General features: G+C 54.6%; 13 protein-coding genes. 7 read left to right on the top strand and 6 right to left on the bottom strand.

The genetic code is table 11. The features are described 5' to 3' along the window. From JRI89_07245 to JRI89_07255, 3 genes are all read left to right on the top strand, one after another. Positions 1-1155, top strand: a 1155-nt coding sequence (locus JRI89_07245) for a type II/IV secretion system protein (protein ID MBW2071037.1), incomplete at its 5' end; no start/stop codon positions are given. Further along, positions 1152-2003 (top strand): HDOD domain-containing protein, encoded by an 852-nt coding sequence (locus JRI89_07250; protein ID MBW2071038.1) that lies wholly within the window; start codon positions 1152-1154, stop codon positions 2001-2003. The genes JRI89_07245 and JRI89_07250, both read left to right, overlap by 4 nt. 84 nt (positions 2004-2087) lie before the next feature. Continuing rightward, complete coding sequence (locus JRI89_07255) at positions 2088-3737, top strand: PAS domain S-box protein (GenBank protein MBW2071039.1); 1650 nt, start codon at positions 2088-2090, stop codon at positions 3735-3737. Between the two features lie 71 nt (positions 3738-3808). Here JRI89_07255 and JRI89_07260 read toward each other — a convergent pair whose 3' ends face one another. The 6 genes from JRI89_07260 to kdsB all read right to left on the bottom strand — a co-directional run bounded on the left by JRI89_07260 (position 3809) and on the right by kdsB (position 13910). Beyond that, positions 3809-5653, bottom strand: a complete 1845-nt coding sequence (locus JRI89_07260) for a M48 family metalloprotease (GenBank protein MBW2071040.1) — start codon at positions 5651-5653, stop codon at positions 3809-3811. Between the two features lie 101 nt (positions 5654-5754). Further along, entirely contained in the window at positions 5755-6789 is a 1035-nt protein-coding gene (locus JRI89_07265) for a KpsF/GutQ family sugar-phosphate isomerase (protein ID MBW2071041.1), read from the bottom strand. A 207-nt stretch (positions 6790-6996) separates the two neighbouring features. Beyond that, positions 6997-8433, bottom strand: coding sequence for an amidophosphoribosyltransferase (locus JRI89_07270; protein ID MBW2071042.1), 1437 nt, complete (start codon positions 8431-8433; stop codon positions 6997-6999). Between the two features lie 76 nt (positions 8434-8509). After that, entirely contained in the window at positions 8510-11755 is a 3246-nt protein-coding gene (gene carB / locus JRI89_07275) for a carbamoyl-phosphate synthase large subunit (protein ID MBW2071043.1), read from the bottom strand. A gap of 150 nt (positions 11756-11905) precedes the next feature. Continuing rightward, entirely contained in the window at positions 11906-13066 is a 1161-nt protein-coding gene (gene carA / locus JRI89_07280; protein ID MBW2071044.1) for a glutamine-hydrolyzing carbamoyl-phosphate synthase small subunit, read from the bottom strand. A gap of 94 nt (positions 13067-13160) precedes the next feature. Beyond that, positions 13161-13910, bottom strand: coding sequence for a 3-deoxy-manno-octulosonate cytidylyltransferase (gene kdsB, locus JRI89_07285; protein MBW2071045.1), 750 nt, complete (start codon positions 13908-13910; stop codon positions 13161-13163). 708 nt (positions 13911-14618) lie between these two features. On the opposite strand from kdsB, the gene JRI89_07290 reads away from it, so the two are divergent. From JRI89_07290 to JRI89_07305, 4 genes are all read left to right on the top strand, one after another. Beyond that, entirely contained in the window at positions 14619-15614 is a 996-nt protein-coding gene (locus tag JRI89_07290) for a TAXI family TRAP transporter solute-binding subunit (protein ID MBW2071046.1), read from the top strand. 328 nt (positions 15615-15942) lie between these two features. Further along, positions 15943-18015 carry a TRAP transporter permease gene (locus JRI89_07295; GenBank protein MBW2071047.1) on the top strand — a complete coding sequence of 691 codons (2073 nt, stop codon included), beginning with the start codon at positions 15943-15945 and terminating at the stop codon, positions 18013-18015. A gap of 43 nt (positions 18016-18058) precedes the next feature. Continuing rightward, complete coding sequence (locus JRI89_07300; protein ID MBW2071048.1) at positions 18059-18595, top strand: DUF1566 domain-containing protein; 537 nt, start codon at positions 18059-18061, stop codon at positions 18593-18595. A gap of 45 nt (positions 18596-18640) precedes the next feature. Beyond that, positions 18641-19096: a universal stress protein gene (locus JRI89_07305; protein ID MBW2071049.1), complete on the top strand. Its 456-nt coding sequence runs from the start codon at positions 18641-18643 to the stop codon at positions 19094-19096. Positions 19097-19104: the final 8 nt, after the last annotated feature.

Genomic DNA, 19104 nt, shown 5'->3' on the forward strand with positions numbered 1-19104 from the left:
GAGCCTCTGCGCGACAAGCTGCGCATCAGAATGAGAAAAGACGGCAGCCTCTACACTTTCAAAGAACTATCACTGGAGCTGGCCCCCATGATCAGCTCCCGCATCAAGATCATGGCCAAGGCAGACATTGCTGAGAAGAGGCGGCACCAGGACGGCAGGATTCTTCTGAGCGGCACGGGAGAGCACAATCAGATAGACATCCGCTGTTCATTTTATGTCACAGTCTTCGGTGAAAAGATCGTTATGCGGATCCTCAACAAAAAAGAGGAGCTTCTCGATCTCAAGGAGCTGGGCTTTGCGCCAAGACCTCTGGAACGTTACAAGCTGGATGCTCTGGAGTTGCCCACAGGGGTGGTCATCATAACTGGTCCCACCGGTGCCGGCAAGACCACCACCCTCTATAGTTCCGTGCAATACTGCAACGATCCCACCATAAGCATCATCACAGTGGAAGATCCCGTAGAGTATGTAATCGACGGGGTAGCCCAGTGCTCCATCAATCCCAGAATAGGAGTAACCTTCGACGAGAGTCTCAAGCAGATCGTGCGTCAGGACCCTGACATCATTGTTCTCGGAGAAATCAGAGACAAGTTTTCTGCGGAAACCGCCATACAGGCAGCGCTGACCGGCCACAAGGTATTTACCACCTTTCACACCGAGGACAGTATCGGCGGTTTGCTCAGGTTGATGAATATGAACATCGAAACGTTTCTCATTTCTTCCACGGTGATCTGTGTGGTGGCGCAAAGATTGCTAAGAAGGATATGTCCAGACTGTAAAGTGGATTATCAGCCCGAGGTGGATGAAGTGAAAAGGCTGGGCTACAGTCCGGATGAGATGAGGGATTTCAACTTCAAAAAAGGTAAAGGATGCAGGAAATGCAACTACACCGGCTACAGAGGCAGGGTAGGCATATACGAACTCTTGGTGTTGAATGAAGATGTCAAAGAGGCCATTTTGCAGAAAAAAACTTCTCATGAAATCCGTAAGATCAGTGTTGAGACCTCAGGGCTGGTCTCTCTCGTTGAAGACGGCATTGTCAAGGCGGTGCAGGGGATGACCAGCATTGAAGAAGTGCTCAAGAAGCTGCCTCGGCTGCTGGCACCGCGGCCCATTCGGCAAATTCTCCAACTCACCGGAGTGAAGCTGCCATGACCTCACACAATCTGCAGCAAGAAATAGAAGCGAGGCTCGAGAACAAAGACTTCCATCTGCCGGTAATAAATCATACAGCGGTGGAACTGCAACGTTTGATGTCCTCGAGCAAGTGTCAGCTGTCACAACTGGCCCAGGTTATTGAAAAGGATCAATCACTGGCTACAAAGGTTCTCAACGTGGCAAACTCTCCTTTTTTCTCAGGCCTCAAAAAAATCGGCAATGTAAGAGACGCCATCGTCCGCGTGGGCATGAAAGAAATCTTTGTGCTGGTGGTAACCCTGGCGCAGAAGAACCTCTACCAGGGTGGCAATAATCGCTACGGTTCGTATATGGAAAAGTTGTGGCAGCATGCCCTGGCCACGGCCATGGGCGGACGCTGGCTGTGCGTCAGAATGAACCAGCGCCAGAAGGCAGATGAACTTTTCATGGCTGGCCTGTTGCATGACATTGGCAAGCTTGCCCTTGTCAAACTGGTCCAGGAGCTGGAGGAAGAGAATGGCCAGGAAGGTTTTTCTCCTTCAGAAGCTCTGCTGCAGGAAATCCTGGAGAGCATGCACACCACTGTGGGTGGCAGCCTGCTCGAAAAGCAGATGCTTCCAGAGTTCTACTGCATGGTGGCCAGGAATCACCACCTGGAAAACAACGACAGCAGTGAGGAGATGGATATCATCAAGGTGGCCAACCTTGCCTGCCGCAAGCTGGGCATCGGCATACAACATGATCCTGAGGTAATTATCACGGCAACCCCCAATGCGGACCGGTTGGGTCTGAGTGACATTGATGTGGCCGAGCTGGAAGTGACCATGGAAGAGATGCTCAATGAAATGAACGACAGACTGGCTTGACAAGTAAGAAAGAGTTAACGTCGGCTCTGATCAGGCCAGAGAGAAGAGCCGAACTCAATATTCCGGTACGAGTTGCACTTCCCCATGGCAGAGAATAGACTGGAGCAGCAGCATAATTGGACGCGAGCAGTCGAATCGAGTGACAGCAGTAGCGAACAGGGGCGACTGCCCATAATGGATCTGCCACTCTCGCCAAATAATACCATCATCGAGAAGGCCTACTACCAGCAGGTATTCGAGAAGTCTCCGGAGGCTACTGTCATTCTGGACAACAAAGACAGGATACTCACGGCCAACAAGGCCTTCGAGAAAATGTTTCAATACAGGGTCAATGAGATAAAAGGAAAATATATCAATGACTTGGTTGTTGGCAGCAACCTGGGGCACGAAGCAAGAGAACTTTCCACCACGGTGCTGGGGGGCAAGGTGGTGCAGAAAGAAACAGTGAGAAGGCGCCGGGATGGCAGTGAAGTGGCGGTTCACATCCTGGGGTATCCAATCATCCTGGCCAACAAACAAATTGGCGTGGTCGGCATCTACAAGGATATTACGGAGCGCAAGCAAGCTGAACGGGAAAGGCGTGCCCTTGAGGCTCAATTGCTCCATTCACAAAAGATGGAGGCCATTGGTACTCTTGCTGGAGGCATTGCCCACGACTTCAATAACCTGCTGCAGGCTATCCAGGGCTACAGCGAACTTCTCCTCATGAACACCAGAGAGGGGGAGGCGAATTATGCTGAATTGCAGGAAATCTTGCGCGCTGCCAGGAGGGGTGGCTCACTGACGCGCAAACTTCTCACCTTTGGTCGCAAAGTGGAAAGCAGTCTGCGTCCTGTTGACTTGAACCGAGAGGTGCGGGGAGTCAAAGAGCTCCTGCAGAGAACCATACCCAAGATGATCCACATTGATCTGCACCTTGCTCCTGACCTGAAGCCAATCAATGGGGACCCGACTCAGATAGAACAAATCTTGCTCAACCTGGCAGTGAACGCCAAAGATGCCATGGAAGATGGCGGCAGGCTGACCATTGCCACTGAAAACACCACATTGCCAGAGCAGGAAAAGAGCAGTCCAGCTGGAGAAGCAAAGCAGTGGGTGCTCTTGCGTTTTTCGGATACGGGCCATGGCATGACCCAGGAAACTTTGGCGCACATTTTCGAACCCTTTTACACTACCAAGGGCCTGGGCAAGGGTACGGGTCTGGGGTTGGCCATGGTGTACGGTGTCGTACAAAGCCACCAGGGTCTTATCAACTGTTTCAGCGAACCAGGCAAGGGCACCACATTCAAAATTTACTTTCCAGCAATTGAGGCTGCTGCAGCACAAGATGAGCCGTCTGGAAGTGAAAGTGTTCTCTGCGGAGGAACCGGGACCATCCTGCTGGTGGACGACGAACAATTCATCCGTGATCTGGGAGTGCGGATGCTCACTGAACTGGGCTATCAGGTAGTGACCGCAGCCGACGGAGAAACCGCCCTGGAACTCTATGCACAGGAAAAAGGGCGAATCAGTCTGGTGATTCTCGATCTCATTATGCCGGGAATTGGCGGCATAAAGTGTCTGCAAGAACTCCGCAAACTAGACCCTGGAGTAAAGGTGCTGGTGGCAAGCGGCTATGCTCCTGAAGGCGTATTAGATGCGCCCCTGTCCAGGCGAGCGAACGGCTTTGTCTCCAAACCCTATGACATGAAAGATCTGACGGCAGAGGTACGTAGAGTCCTCAATGAATCGTGATACCTGCTGCCATAGACGCTGGCCAACCACTGCCCTTCTTTGTTGGCGGACCATCTGCTCAGTGCAGCAATTCATTCTTTCTCTACCGTGTGTAGTTTCTGACGGAATTTTGCTACCTGCTTGACATAATAAGAACGCTCTGAGACGGGCACTGCTGCCAGGGCCCGTTCAGCAGTAGCCAGAGCCTCCTCGAACCTGTGGTTGGCTGCATAGGCCTCCGCCAGGGTGTCCAGGATGTGCGGCTGGGGGGAGAGCTCGGCAGCTTTCTGGGCAAGTTCGAGAGCACGCTGCGGCTGGAAAAAGGGATCTTCCCTGCTGGTGGCCAACAGCCAGGCCAGGTTGTTCAGAGTCTCGGGATTATGGGGATCCAGGGCAAGGGCGGTCTGCAGCTCCTTCACTGCTGCCTTCAGGTCATGGCGCTGATAATAAAGAGTTCCCAGAGCCAGGTGCAGCTCTGCTTCCTCGGGTTGTTCTTTAACCTGCCTGCTGAGAATCCTGATGAGCAGCCTGTCGTTCAGGGCTGAGCCAATCTTGCCGCTGTGCAGCAAGTAGCCTCCTGCGCCAGTGGTGATGAGGGCTATCAAGTAAAGAGCCAGGGCAGACTGCAACTTGCGCCGATGGCGCTGGCGCAGCCAGGGTTTCTCCTCGGCAGTCAGCAGATAATCTACGCGCTGTTTGATACTGAAGTGATGCCAACTGGGCACCTCTCTGACATTGCCGCTGTAAAGGCCGATCTTTTCCAGAGCGCTGATCAGAGGCAGGGATACGCCCATGGTGGTGAAAACGTAGAGATCGGCCTGCCGCTCGAAGTTGCGGATAAAAAAGCCGAACAGATAGCGAAAATAGACAACAAGCAGCAAGAGCAGGGGAAGAGTCAGGATGAGCGAGGGCAGGAGGGAGTTGCTCGAGACTGCCATTCGAGGGAAAGAGGCGGGCAGAGCAGTGGCCAGCATCAGCAGAAAAGAGAAATCAAAGACGGCGTAGGAGAGTACTAGATAGCCCAGAAGAAAGAGAATGTAATAGGCAAGATGGTGCTCCTTCACATGTCCCATCTCATGAGATAGTACGGCCTGCAGTTCTTCCAGGCTGAGAATCTCGAGCAGAGGTTCTGTAATGAGCAGATAGCGGCAGCGCCAGTGAAGGCCCATTATGCCCGCAGTTATCATACCCGTGCCATGGGTCGGCCAGATGAAGATGTCCTTCAACTTGAGATCATGCTGTCGGCAGAAGTCTTCGATGAAAGTCCTGGTTTTGCCTGGAGGCATGCTGCGGCATCCCCACAACTTGAGCACCAGCGGTGGGGCAAACAGGAGAAAAACCACCAGAAGCCCGGAGAAGAAAAAGAGCTGCCCCAGAGGAGACTCTAGACTTTGATGGAGAAACTCGAAAGGAAGCACCCGGACCACATCGAAAGATCCGGAAATGAGAAGCCAGGGCAGGAGAATGGCAAAGTTGAACTTCAAGTTGGCCCACACCACAGTAGATCTGCGGTAGCCCACGGATGAAAGACGAAAGGAAGCCTGATGGCTGCCGGCCCAGACAATGGCCAGATAAAAAAGAAAAAGAGAGATGGCCACAAGCCCCTGGAGTGTAAAGCTTTGCGAAAACCCAGGCAGCGACAACAGGTGAGATTTCAGATCGAGCAGGTAGGTATGCATGCAGAAAAAGGCAAAGGCCAGGACGGACTGCCGGCTGACCACCTTGTGGTAAAGAACCGATTTGCGGGAGCCTGCAGCAATAGAGGATATTCTTCTGGCCAGCCGTTGAAACACCCAGTGATTAATAAGTGCGAAGCAGCAGAGAAAGCCAAGACTGCCCAGGGCAGTGGCTGCCACTGAGAAGCGGGGAGGAGTCAGCGGCTGCTGACTGGCAAATACGATGAGCACAAGAACGAAATATATGAAATTGGTATACATAAGATGTGAGTTCGCCGGGGTTCATGTGGCCGACAGCATGCACGACGCTTCCTTCCCCCATCCTGCCCGCAGCGGCTTTCTGACAGCCGGTGCGCCTTCTTCTACAGAGAGAATCTGATGTGACCCTTGCCGAGAAGGTCATGCAGGTGAATAATGCCGACCAGCTCTCCCCGTTCTCCACTTACAGGCAGGACCGTGATCTCGTGGTGTTCCATGACCTCGAGGGCGTCGGCTACCGAAGCGTGGATGCCAATGGTTTTTGGATTGCGGCTCATGATGGCCTCCACTGGCATGCTCGGTAGATCGGCAAATTTGCATAGACCTCGGCGCAGGTCGCCGTCAGTGATAATGCCTATGGGCTGACCGCCGTCGGCCATGACAAGTGTTGCCCCCAGACCCTTGGCGCTCATCTCCTTGAGGGCATCAGCGAGCCTGGTTTGCGGAGCGACCATGGGAACCGCCGCTTCTGTCCGCATGATTCGTTGGATAGGCACCCGCAGCCTTTCACCCAGTTCTCCTCCAGGATGACAGCGATAGAAGTCCGCAGGCTTGAACTTCCGTCTGCCCACGAGGGCCACAGCCAGGGCATCGCCAAGAGCAAGCATGGCAGTGGTGCTGGCAGTGGGAGTCAGACCCAGAGGGCAGGCCTCCTGCGGTACGCCAGCGTAGATCACCAGATCACTGTGACGGGCCAGGGTGGAGGTTGGATTGCCTGTCATGGCTATGATTCTCGTGCCGAGCTCTTTCAAGGTTGGCAGCATGAAGTTGAGTTCATTGGTTTCACCACTGTTGGAGAGCGCCAGAACAATGTCTTCCGGACTGACCATGCCAAGGTCGCCATGCATGGCCTCCACAGGATGAAGAAAGAGCGACTTGGTGCCGGTGCTGTTAAAGGTGGCTACCAGTTTGCGGCCGATAATGCCGGATTTGCCTATGCCAGTGACAATAATGCGACCGCGAGCCCGGTATATCCAGTTTACTGCCTCGGCAAGTTCCGAGCCGACTCTGTCAATAAGAGTGAGAATACCTTCTGCTTCAATGCGGAGCACCCTCTTGATTTCAGCAACCACTTCGGGGGCGTCCTGCGGGTGTTGCTCTGTTGTTTTATTGGAGTTCACTCTGCTGACTTTGCGCATATCTCTGCTCCCGAGGGCTCCCCACTCGGCCGGCCATTCTGTCAATTGGCTTCCAGCGGCCAACGGACCGCAGCCGTCATGCGTTTTGTTTCCAAAGTGGACAATCTCTGCAGCAGTCGAACGTCCGGGCTGGCCGTGAAGCCGCCTGGAAGAGTGCCCAGGGACCAACCATTGGCCGCACCTGTCCGTGGGGCGCAGTGCTGCTGGCTATACCTGGATCGAGCTGACTTCCATGCAATGTTTGTCCAGATCCTGGGAAAAACTCACCGGGTAGTTGCCGTTGAAGCAGGCGAGGCAGAAGCCGGCACTATCCATGTTGATTGCCCGTAGAAGTCCTTCCAGAGTCAGATAGTGGAGACTGTCCAGTTCAAGAAAATCCCTTATCCCTTCCACTGTGTGGCGCGCAGCAATGAGCTCTTTTCGAGTCGGAAAGTCTATGCCGTAATGACAAGGGTAGCGATGCGGAGGACAACTTACCGCCATGTGCACCTCTTTGGCGCCCACTTCTCTGAGTGCCTTGATACGGTTGCGGCTGGTGGTTCCTCGGATGATGGAGTCTTCGATGATTACCAGACGCTTTCCTTTCAGCAACGGTCGAACCGGGTTCAACTTCACCTTGACGCCAAAGTCTCGCATAGCCTGGGTAGGCTGGATAAAGGTTCGCCCTACATAATGATTGCGGATCACCCCCATCTCCAGAGGAATTCTGGAAGCCTCGGCAAATCCGAGGGCGGCATAGTTGCCAGAATCAGGAAAGGGCATGACGAAGTCAGCAGTAACTGGATATTCACGGGCCATCTCATGGCCCTGACGTTTTCTGGCCAGATAGACGTTTTGACCGAAAATATTGCTGTCTGGCCTGGCAAAGTAGATGAATTCGAAGATACAGAAAGCGGAGCGGCTCGCCTTGGGCAGGTGGCGGGAGCGCAGCCCTCCCTCATCGATGAATACCACTTCCCCTGGCTCCACATCGCGCAAATAACAGGCGCCGATCAGGTCCAGGGCGCAGGTTTCAGAGGCGATCACATAAGCATCGTTGTCAATCATTCCCAGACACATGGGGCGAAAGCCGTAAGGATCCCGGGCGGCAATAAGCTGTTTTTCCGTGCTCAAAACCAGAGAGTAGGCTCCTTCAATCTCACTGAGGGCATAGATGAGGGCTTCTTCCAGCCCCCTGATAATCTGGCGGGCTATGAGGTGGACGATCACCTCGCTATCCATAGTGGACTGGAATATTGACCCCTGGTTTTCCAGTTTTTTCCTGAGGATGTGGGCATTGACCAGGTTGCCGTTATGGGCGATTGCCAGGCTGCAGCCAGAATGGGTGATACAGAAAGGTTGGGCGTTGATCAGCATGGAAGAGCCCGTGGTGGAGTACCTCACATGTCCTATGCCCAGATTGCCGGGCAGGCTGGCAAGGACGTTTTCATCAAAGATCTCACTGACCAGCCCCATGCCCTTGTGATGGAGCATGCGCTTGCCGTCTGCCACACTGATGCCAGCGCTTTCCTGGCCCCGGTGCTGCAAAGCATAAAGGCCAAAATAGATGAGGCGCGCAGTATCCGGATGGCCATAGACCCCGAAGACACCACATTCCTCTCTAGGCCTGTTAGTCCTGTGTTTTTGATGATGGCAATAGAACATGTGTACAGCCGCAGTCTAGGATTAGCAGTTATCCCTTCAGTTCCGGCAGGCGGCAGTTCCTGGCGCCTGCCACATTTCAGCCAGCAACCGTGGCCACGCTCCCGGCGCCGCTCTGGTAGTATTCCTGCAGAGAGCACACCTGAAGTTCGCCGCTTCGCAGGGCAGCAATTGCCTGAGCAAGAGCCCTGGCTCCCGAAATGGTGGTGGCATAAGGAAGATTATAGACCAGAGTAGCCCTCCTGATCAAATAGGCGTCGGATACGGTTTTTCTTCCTGTGCTGGTATTGATGACCAGATTGATAGTGCCGTTTTTGATGTGGTCTATCACGTGCGGTCGACCTTCCTTCAATTTCTGCACTTGGGAATTGTGGACGCCATGATCGGCAAGATAGCGTGAAGTGCCGCGGGTGGCATAGATGCCAAATCCCATTTCCTTGAAGTCAGCGGCTACCTGCAGGATGGCCTCTTTGTCCGGGTCTCTGACACTGATAAATACGCTGCCTCTAGTGGGCAGAGAGTAGCCAGCAGCCAGTTGGGCCTTCGCAAAGGCCATGCCGAAGCTCCTGTCGATTCCCATTACCTCGCCGGTGGATTTCATCTCTGGCCCCAGAAGGATGTCAGTGTGGGGGAAACGAATGAAGGGAAAGACGGACTCCTTGACGGCCAGGTGCTCTGGCTGCACCTCGGTGGTGAAGCCCAGCTCCATGAGGCTCTTGCCAAGCATGACCTTGGTGGCAATTTTGGCCAGAGGGATGCCAATGGCCTTGCTCACAAAGGGCACCGTACGGGAGGCCCTGGGATTCACCTCCAGAACGTAGAGCTCATTGTCTTTGACGGCAAACTGGATGTTCATGAGACCGACGACGTTCAGCTCTCTGGCCAGGGCGCGCGTTTGTTCCTTGATTTGCCCGATGATGCCCCTGGAAAGGCTTATGGGCGGCAGGACGCAGGCACTGTCTCCAGAGTGGATGCCGGCCTCTTCGATGTGTTCCATAATGCCGCCGATCACGGTAGTGCTGCCGTCGCTGATGGCGTCAACGTCAATTTCTATGGCGTCTTTGAGAAACTGATCAACCAGGATGGGATGGCCGGCCGAGATGTGCACCGCTTCATGAATATAGGCTGCCAGTTCCTCTGGATGATATACAATTTCCATGGCCCGGCCGCCCAGCACATACGATGGCCTGACCAGCACCGGATAGCCAATAGCGGCAGCAGCCTCCAGGGCTTCGTCTGCGCTGTAGGCAATGGCATTTTTCGGCTGTTTGAGTCCCAGCTTGTGCAGCAGAGTCTGGAAGCGTTTGCGGTCTTCGGCGCGGTCAATGCTGTCCGGCGCGGTGCCGATTACTGGCGCCCCCAGATGGGCGAGGGCCACGGATAGATTGAGGGGTGTCTGGCCGCCGAATTGCACAATGAGTCCCTCCGGGGACTCGTGCTGAATAATGTGCAGGACGTCCTCCAGGGTAAGAGGTTCGAAGTAGAGTTTGTCCGAGGTGTCATAGTCCGTGCTCACCGTCTCGGGGTTGGAATTTACCATGATGGATTCCACTCCTTCTTCACGAAGAGCAAAGGAGGCATGACAGCAGCAATAGTCGAATTCGATGCCCTGGCCAATACGGTTCGGTCCGCCACCCAGGATCATTACTTTCCTCTTGTCGCTGGGGGCGGATTCGTCTTCGCTCTCGTAAGTGGAGTAGTAGTATGGCGTGTATGCCTCGAACTCGGCGGCGCAGGTGTCGACCAGCTTGTAGACCGGCCTGATGCCCTTGTCCAGCCGTTTGCTGCGGACGGTCTTCTCGTCCATTTGCCATAGCTCTGCCAGCCGTCGGTCGGCAAAGCCGTAAGTCTTGGCCAGCCTCAGCAGATCATCGTCCATGGGGTGCTGCTGCAGTATGGTTTCGAGGTCGACAATCTGTTTAATGTTGCAGAGGAACCACCGGTCGATTCTGGTGAGCTGATAGATTTCTTCCACTGCCATGCCCATCTTGATGGCGGCGGCCACATAAAAGAGGCGTTCCGAGTTGGGTTCGCTCAATTTTTGTCGGATGTGAGCCAGTTCGTCAGGCTCTCCACTGGGGCTGGCCGTATCCTGGCATTCCAGGGAGTAGCGACCGATTTCCAGAGAGCGCACAGCCTTCTGCAGGGCTTCCTTGAAGGTGCGGCCAATGGCCATGGTCTCGCCCACTGATTTCATCATAGTGGTGAGAGAATCCGGGGTGCGGGGGAATTTTTCGAAGGTCCAGCGGGGTATCTTCACCACGCAGTAATCTATAGTGGGCTCAAAAGATGCCAGAGTCTCACGGGTAATATCATTGGCGATTTCATCAAGGCTGTAGCCGACTGCCAGTTTGGCGGCTATTTTGGCAATGGGGAAGCCGGTGGCCTTGGAGGCCAGTGCAGAAGAACGCGACACCCGTGGATTCATTTCGATGACCACCATGTCGCCGTTTTCCGGGTTAATGGCAAACTGGATGTTGGAGCCGCCTGTTTCCACGCCGATTTCTCGCATGATGGCGATGGAGGCATCACGCATGGCCTGGTATTCTCTGTCAGTGAGTGTCTGGGCCGGGGCTACCGTGATGCTGTCGCCGGTGTGCACCCCCATGGGATCAAAATTCTCAATGGAGCAGATGATGACCACGTTGTCCATGTAATCCCGCATGACCTCGAGTTCGAACTCTTTCCAACCGAGTACCGATTCTTCCAACATTATGGTGTGGATCATGCTGGCGTCCAGGCCGCTCCTGGCGATGTCCTCGAGATCTTCCCGGTTATAGACAACGCCGCCGCCGGTGCCTCCCAGAGTGAAGGAGGGCCGGACTATCAGAGGAAAACCAATCCTTTCTGCTGCTTGTCGCGCTTCTTTCATAGAGCGGGCAATGCCGCTGGCGGGAACCCGCAGGCCAATGTTTTCCATGGCGCTGCGAAAGAGCTCCCGGTCTTCACCCTTCTTGATCACCGGCAAAGAGGCGCCGATCACTTCAACGCCATACTCGTCGAGAACGCCCATCTCTCCCACTGCCACGGCGACATTGAGGGCAGTCTGGCCGCCCAGGGTAGGAAGAAGAGCATCAGGTCTCTCACGTTCGATCACCTTGGCAACACACTCCGGGGTGATGGGTTCCAGGTAGGTGCGGTCCGCAATCTCGGGATCCGTCATGATGGTGGCAGGATTGCTGTTTATGAGGATGATCTCATAGTCCTCTTCCCGAAGCGCCTTGCAGGCCTGCGTCCCTGAATAGTCGAACTCGCAGGCCTGGCTGATAACGATCGGGCCCGAGCCGATGATGAGCACTTTCCTAATGTCGGTTCTTTTTGGCATGCACTTTTACCGTGTTGCTGGGCGCCCCCGGTGCAGGGTGCGCCGCCTCTTACTCTTCAGCTGCCAGCAGATGAGCCCCTGTCAGCCTCCTGCAGCAGGAGTCGCACTTCCAGTTTTTTTGTTCTACCAGACAACCCAGCAGAACAGCGCTCAGGATCTCCTCTCATTCATCATGGCAATGAAATCGTCAAAAAGGTGGCCGGCGTCATGGGGCCCGGGCGAAGCTTCAGGGTGGTACTGCACCGAAAAAATGGGCAGCTTCTGGTGCCGCATTCCTTCGAGAGTCTGATCGTTGAGGTTAATGTGGGTGATCTCCACATTCTTGCCCCGCAAAGAATTGATGTCGACGCAGAAGCCATGATTCTGCGAAGTGATCTCCACCTTGCCGGTATGAAGGTCCTTTACTGGTTGATTGCCTCCCCGGTGGCCGAACTTGAGTTTGAAAGTGGAGCCCCCCATGGCCAGCCCCAGGAGCTGGTGACCAAGACAGATGCCGAAGATCGGCAGGCTGTGGAGCAGTTTGCCAATGGTGTCAATGGCGTAGGTTACTGCGGCTGGATCACCCGGCCCATTCGAGAGAAACAGGCCTTCGGGCTCCAGGGCCAGGATTTCCTCCGCTTTGGCCTGAGCAGGAAGCACCACCACGTGACAGTGGCGGTTGGTGAGATTACGCAATATATTGAACTTGATGCCGTAATCCAGCGCCACCACCCGATAGTGGTCTGTTGCCTGGGGCCAGACATCTGCAGCAGTCAGATCAGGGCGCCAGGATAGCGGCTTTTGCCGCCCCTCCCAGAGATAAGGGGAAGAGGCAGTCACCTGGGTAACCAGATCTCGCCCTACCAGTCCAGGGAAGGCCCGCACCCGTTCCAGCAGCTCCTCATAATCTGCATCTCCTGTAGCAATAATTCCTTTCATGGCTCCAGCAGTGCGAATGTGTTTCGTTAGAGCCCTGGTGTCGATGCCTTCGATCCCGAGTATTCCGGCATCTTCGAGAAAATCTTTTAGACTCTTGCAACTGCGCCAATTGCTTGGAAATGGCAGATACTCCCGTATGATGAAACCTTCCACCTGGATGGTGCTGGATTCCATATCCTCGTCATTTACGCCGTAGTTGCCGATGAGGGGGTAGGTCATTGTGACGATCTGGCCCTTGTAGGAAGGGTCAGTGAGGATCTCCTGATAGCCCATCATGCTGGTGTTGAACACCACTTCCCCGAGGGCCTCACCCTCTCCGGCAAAGCTCCAACCTCTAAAGGACCTGCCGTCTTCGAGGACCAGCAGGGCAGGTGGTTGTGATAAGCGGCTCATTTTTTTGCATCCTGGGTAGAAGTTGTCCGGCCCGCTCTTACGCAGGGGATTCTTATCATAATCCATCGAGAAGAGCAAGATAAGTACTCTTTGTTCAGATCGTGGAATCACCAGCGAGCAGGGCGCGAACACGGGCAAGATCCTCTGGGGTGTCGACGCCGATGGAGTCGTAGCTGGTGGTGATAACGCGAATATGGAAGCCGTGCTCCAGGACGCGCAACTGCTCCAGTTTTTCGGCAGCCTCGAGGGGGCTGGGGGGGAGGCTGGTCAACTGCTGCAGAAAACTGTGGCGATAGGCATAGATGCCCAGGTGTTTGTAGTATGTGGGCCTGGGGTGAGCAGAGCGGTTTGCCGGGATGGGAGCACGGGAAAAATAAAGGGCTCGACCTCTGGTGTCGAAGACCACCTTGACCACTGAGGGGTCATGAAATGGCTCTTTTTCTGTGGCTGCATGGGCGAGTGTGGCCATGGGCACTTCTGGAGCTTCTGCCAGACCTTGCACGAGCTCGTCTATGGCGGCAGGGGCCAGCAGCGGCTCATCACCCTGAATATTGACTACCAGGGTGTCGTCCTTGAGATTCAGGAGTCGAGCAGCCTCGGCCACTCTGTCCGTACCGCTGGCATGGCTGGCTGCGGTCATGAGGGCTTGACCACCAAAACCAACAACTGCCTCCAGGATGCGTTCGTCATCAGTGGCCACTACCACCCGACTCAGGAGGCGAGCCTCTGAGGCCCGCTGGTGGACATGCTGGATCATGGGCAGTCCAGCAATGACAGCGAGAGCTTTGCCAGGGAGTCGCACAGAGGCGAAACGGGCTGGTATAATGCCTACTGCATCAGGCATAAGATCACTCCTCTGGTTGCATTGCTTGACTGGTTGGAGCCAGGGCCGAAACTGAGGTCGCAAATGTTCTTGCTGTTCGGTCCCACTGCTTCTGGCAGGCAGGCAGCGGGACCTATTCCTGGCAGATGTTCTTGGGCAGCAAGGTAATATGGACTGATATGAACAGCAAGTGATTTTTGCCGCGTTTGCCTGCAGCGGTGCCAGTCGTTCATGATGCCGCCATGGACCGGGTTTTACACTCCCCTGGATGGCCGCTGCAGGCTGCGCCGCATGTGCACTGGTGCGGCTGGGAGGTATGGTACTGCGTCCCTCGTGGCAATGGGGAAAGCGGCAGAGATTGCCGGGAAGATACTTTTTTGCAGGACGACTCAATTCACTGCGGCAGCAATCTGAGCTCTCAAACAGCTGTAGAGGTGTGGTCCGTTTCGTTGGCAGTGTGAAACTCGACACCGAAGCTGTGGAGAAGTCCGCAGCCGGTGCTGCCCTGTCAAAGCCTGTCTCCGCTTCTTGGGGCTTGACAGGATTGCTTCCACGAGTATGATAGAGGGCAGCTATGGGTGCAACATCCTCATTTCCAACAGGCTATCGTTGTTCATTACAAGCTAATAACCGCCCGAAAATCGACAACAGCTCGGAAGGAGGTGAGATATTAACGTTAGAGGCTGAATTATATTTGGACCCTTCAACTGTGAAAATAGGAGACAACTGATGAAGAGAGTAGGATTGTTTGCACTGGTTATTGCCCTCTGCCTGGGTCTGGGTCTTGTGTTCGGCCCGACTGAGGTTGCGGCCAAAACCACATTTATCACCATAGGCACTGGCGGCATCACCGGGGTGTACTATCCCACCGGCGGAGCCATCTGCAGAATCGTCAACAAGAAAAAGAGCGAATATGGTATTCGCTGCACCGTGGAGTCCACAGGCGGCTCGGTGTTCAACGTCAATGCCGTCATGGCCGGGGACCTTGAATTCGGAGTCGTCCAATCGGATCGGCAATACCAGGCCATCAAAGGTTTGGCCGAATGGAAGGAAAAGGGCCCTCAAAAAGATCTCAGAGCAGTGTTCACCATTCACCCTGAATCAGTGACCCTGGTGGCGGCTGACGACGCCGGGATCAAGACCATCCAGGACCTCAGAGGCAAGAGAGTTAATATAGGCAATCCAGGTTCGGGTCAGCGCCAGAATTCCATTGATGCCCTGGCTGCTGCAGGCATCGACTACACCAAGGACATTATAGCGGAGGGAGTGAAAGCAGCTGAGGCTCCCGGGCTCCTGCAGGATGGTCGCATTGACGCCTTCTTTTACACCGTGGGGCATCCCAGCGGCGCAATCAAAGAGGCCACCGCTGGCAGAAGGAAAGTCCACTTTGTGCCCATTACTGACGTGGACAAACTCCTGGCCAAGTACCCATATTATGCCAGGGCTGTCATCCCGATCAAATTCTATCCTGGAGCCACCAACAAGGAGGATGTGCAGACCTTCGGGGTAAAGGCAACTTTCGTCACTTCTGCCAAGGTGCCCGACAAGGTAGTCTATGCGGTGACCAAGGAAGTGTTCGAAAATTTTGAGGCGTTCAAGAAGCTTCACCCCGCCTATGCGGTTCTGACCAAACAGAACATGCTGGAAGGTATGTCCGCCCCGATCCATCCGGGCGCCATGAAGTATTACAAAGAATCCGGTCTGGATAAATATCTCAAGAAGTAAAAGATAATGGGCGGCGGGATCATTCCCGCCGCTTTTTTCTTAACCTCCAGCAGTGCCTAGGCGCTCTAGCGCAGATTTTCAGAAGAAACTGGGAGCCCGGCAGCTTATTCCCTTTGCTACTGGCTGTTGCCTGAGTGCTTCGCTTCGCAAATACAGCGGCGTATTCTGCTGATTTGCCCCGAGGCAATTGCTCACTCAGCACTGAATGCTTACTAAATTAAGTTCGTCACTGAACTTATGAATCGAAGGACTGGGCGTTCGTCACCACCTGCCAACCGAAAAGGGAACCGCAGCCTGTTATACCGCAGACCAACCATAGGTGGCACTCATGAACACAAGCATTATGAATGAAAAGGAAGAAGGCCTGGAGCTTGCCAGGAGGCTGGCTGAGGAAGAAGAAGGGGTGGGCAGACGACCGCGAGGACCTGCCAGATTTGTGATACCTACCATCGCAGTAATCTGGTCATTTTTCCAGCTTTCTATTGCCAGCTGGCTCATCCTCGATACCATCTTTGTGCGGGCAATTCATCTGGGTTTCGCCCTGTTGATTGTCTTTCTCAATTATCCCCTGTTCAAAAAGAGTCGCTTTGGCCTGAAGTTCCTTTCTGTCAAGGACAGGATCCCGCTGCTCGATTATGTCGTTGCCATCGTCGCTGCCTTTTCAGCCATATATATTGTACTCGATTTTGCCGGCATTACTACTCGCTACGGGGCACCCAGCACACGGGATATCGTCATTGGCATTGCCCTGACAGTGCTCCTGTTGGAGGCCTCGCGCCGGGTTATTGGCCCGGCCCTGTCCGTGATTGCCCTGTTTTTCTGCGCTTATGCCTTCCTGGGCCCGTACATGCCGGAGATGATTGCCTTCAAAGGGGTTTCTCTGTCGCGCTTTATGGGCCAGATGACCATGTCCACTGAAGGCATCTACGGCATTCCCCTGGACGTGTCAGCCACCATCGTCTTTCTGTTTGTTCTTTTCGGAGCCATGCTGGACAGGGCCGGAGCTGGGCAATATTTCATCAAGCTGGCGCTCAGCCTGCTGGGTGGCTTCAAAGGGGGGCCGGCCAAGGCTGCCGTTCTCGGCAGCGGCCTGACAGGTCTGGTATCAGGCTCCAGCATTGCCAATATTGTCACTACCGGCACCTTTACCATTCCCCTGATGAAAAAGGTGGGCTATCCGCCCACAAAGGCGGCAGCAGTGGAGGTTGCCGCCAGCACCGACGGTCAGCTGGCACCTCCCATTATGGGAGCAGCGGCCTTCATCATTGCCGAGTATGTCAACGTGCCCTATGTGGCGGTGATCAAGGCAGCAGCAATTCCTGCTTTTGCTTCATATGCGGCTCTTCTGTACATTACCCACATCGAAGCCTCAAAACTCGGTCTGCGAGGTATGCCTCGCAGTGAACTGCCGCCATTTTTCAAGACGCTTCTGGCAGGCGCTCACTATCTCCTGCCGCTGATATTCTTGCTCTACGAGCTGGTGATCATCAGGCGCTCACCTGAACTGGCTGCCTTTCACGCCATCTGGCTGATGGCGGTGATCATGCTTTTTCAGAAGCCGATCAAAGCCTTGAAGAACAAGGAATCCGTGGGTGCTGCTTTCAAGGAGGGCATCGTCGACATCTTAGCAGCCCTGGCAGCAGGCGGCAGGAACATGGTTGCCGTGGCCCTGGCCACCGCAGCCTCCGGCATCATAGTCGGCGTGGTGGCCATGGGACTTGGTGGCCTCATCACCCAGATCATTGACGTGCTCTCCGGCGGCAACATCTACCTCATGCTGGTCATCACTGCTGGCGCCAGCCTGCTGATTGGTATGGGCCTGCCCACTACCGCCACCTACATTGTCATGGCCTCTCTTACTGCCCCTGCCATTGTGGAAATCGGCAGTATGTATGATTTTATTGTACCGTTGATGGCCGCCCACCTTTTCTGCTTCTACTTCGGCATCCTGGCCGACGATACTCCTCCGGTGGGACTTGCTGCCTATGCTGCTGCAGCCATAGCCAAGTCGCCCCCCATTCCCACAGGCATTCAGGGATTCATGTATGATATTCGAACGGCGATTTTGCCCTTTATGTTCATCTTTAACAGCGATCTCATCCTGCACAATATCAACAGTTGGCCGGCGGGGCTGCTGATTTTTGTCATGGCGTGTGTGGGCAACTTTGCCTTTGCTTCGGCCACCCAGGGATGGTTTGTGGCCAAGAACAGGTTTTACGAAGTGCCGCTGCTGTTGTGTGTGACCTTTGTGCTCATGCGGCCCGACGCTATTGCCAAGCTGGTCGGCGTTGCCCACCAGCAGCGTTTCTGGATGTACCCCATTGGATTGGGCATTTTCGGTCTGATTTACCTGCTGCAGAGGCCGAGAACCCCCAAAGTTCCAGCCCCTGCCCCAGCCTAGAGAACAACTAAACTGGCGCGGGCTGCGCTCAAGGAGTAGAAAGATGTGTAGACGCCGTGTTTTTGGGGTATGCGTGCTTGCCGTTCTTATTGTTTCTAGCCTGTCGCCTGCCATTGCCAGCGATCGCTTTACCGACAACGGAGACGGCACAGTGACCGACCACCAGTTGCAGGTGATGTGGGCCAAACATGACAATCAGGGAGATATTGACTGGCGCGGGGCCGAGAGGTATTGCAAGTGGACATTTCCCTATACTCTTCCTGTATTGTACGACAACTGGCGGATGCCTACTGTGGAAGAACTTCGCAGTCTCTATGTGGCTGACAAGGGCTACCAGGGCTATGAGAGCGACTGTGGCCAGAAGGTGAAGGTTGTCCCTGAGATCAGGCTGAGCTGCGGCTGGGTCTGGGCTTCTGAACCCATGTCTGTTGATATAGAGCTGAAAGGCCGCAAGATAAGGAGAAGAAGCATCAGTGCTCGGGTCTTCAATTTCAATCGCGGCTATCCATACACTGATCTCATGCGCCACAGCAGAGCCTATCGAGCTCTGCCGGTGAGAGATTTGCAGCAAGGCAAGTGAAGCCGGTTGTCAAGAGCGTTGCTCCGCAATTTACGAGGAGGGAGTATGCGGGAGGTCAACAAGATCCTGGTGGCCATATGTTTTTCTGAGTATTGTGATGACACTTTTCGCTTTGCTGTGGGGCTGGCTGAACAGCTGCAGGCGGACCTGCTGGTTGCCAACGTGGTAAATATTCGAGATGTGCAGGCGGTCAGTACCATTGAAAGCATGGGCTACTCTGTGAGTTCTGAAGACTATATCAAGGGCGTCATTGAAGAACGTCAGGCAGAACTGGAAAAGATGGTGGCAGCCTCTGGTTTTCCCAGGGATAAAGTCAGGTCGATTTTTAGAGTGGGACATCCCGTGGGAGAGCTTCTCAAAACAATCAAGAATGAGGGGGTGGACCTGGTGGTTATGGGGACCAAGGGGCGCAGCAATCACCCCCATATATTCGTGGGTTCGGTGGCTGAAAAGATGTTTCGCAAGTCCCCGGTGACGGTGGTGTCGCACCGCCGGAGTTGAAGCGGTGG

It is taken from the genome of Deltaproteobacteria bacterium, assembly GCA_019309045.1.
GTDB lineage: Bacteria > Desulfobacterota > Syntrophobacteria > BM002 > BM002 > JAFDGZ01.

Excerpts from the sequence above, each read along its gene's own strand:
- JRI89_07265 (MBW2071041.1), bottom strand. The coding sequence starts at position 6,789 with ATGCGCAAAGTCAGCAGAGTGAACTCCAATAAAACAACAGAGCAACAC.
- carB (MBW2071043.1), bottom strand. The coding sequence starts at position 11,755 with ATGCCAAAAAGAACCGACATTAGGAAAGTGCTCATCATCGGCTCGGGC.
- JRI89_07270 (MBW2071042.1), bottom strand. The coding sequence starts at position 8,433 with ATGTTCTATTGCCATCATCAAAAACACAGGACTAACAGGCCTAGAGAG.
- JRI89_07260 (MBW2071040.1), bottom strand. The coding sequence starts at position 5,653 with ATGTATACCAATTTCATATATTTCGTTCTTGTGCTCATCGTATTTGCC.
- JRI89_07250 (MBW2071038.1), top strand. The coding sequence starts at position 1,152 with ATGACCTCACACAATCTGCAGCAAGAAATAGAAGCGAGGCTCGAGAAC.
- JRI89_07305 (MBW2071049.1), top strand. The coding sequence starts at position 18,641 with ATGCGGGAGGTCAACAAGATCCTGGTGGCCATATGTTTTTCTGAGTAT.
- JRI89_07255 (MBW2071039.1), top strand. The coding sequence starts at position 2,088 with ATGGCAGAGAATAGACTGGAGCAGCAGCATAATTGGACGCGAGCAGTC.
- JRI89_07295 (MBW2071047.1), top strand. The coding sequence starts at position 15,943 with ATGAACACAAGCATTATGAATGAAAAGGAAGAAGGCCTGGAGCTTGCC.
- kdsB (MBW2071045.1), bottom strand. The coding sequence starts at position 13,910 with ATGCCTGATGCAGTAGGCATTATACCAGCCCGTTTCGCCTCTGTGCGA.
- JRI89_07300 (MBW2071048.1), top strand. The coding sequence starts at position 18,059 with ATGTGTAGACGCCGTGTTTTTGGGGTATGCGTGCTTGCCGTTCTTATT.
- JRI89_07290 (MBW2071046.1), top strand. The coding sequence starts at position 14,619 with ATGAAGAGAGTAGGATTGTTTGCACTGGTTATTGCCCTCTGCCTGGGT.
- carA (MBW2071044.1), bottom strand. The coding sequence starts at position 13,066 with ATGAGCCGCTTATCACAACCACCTGCCCTGCTGGTCCTCGAAGACGGC.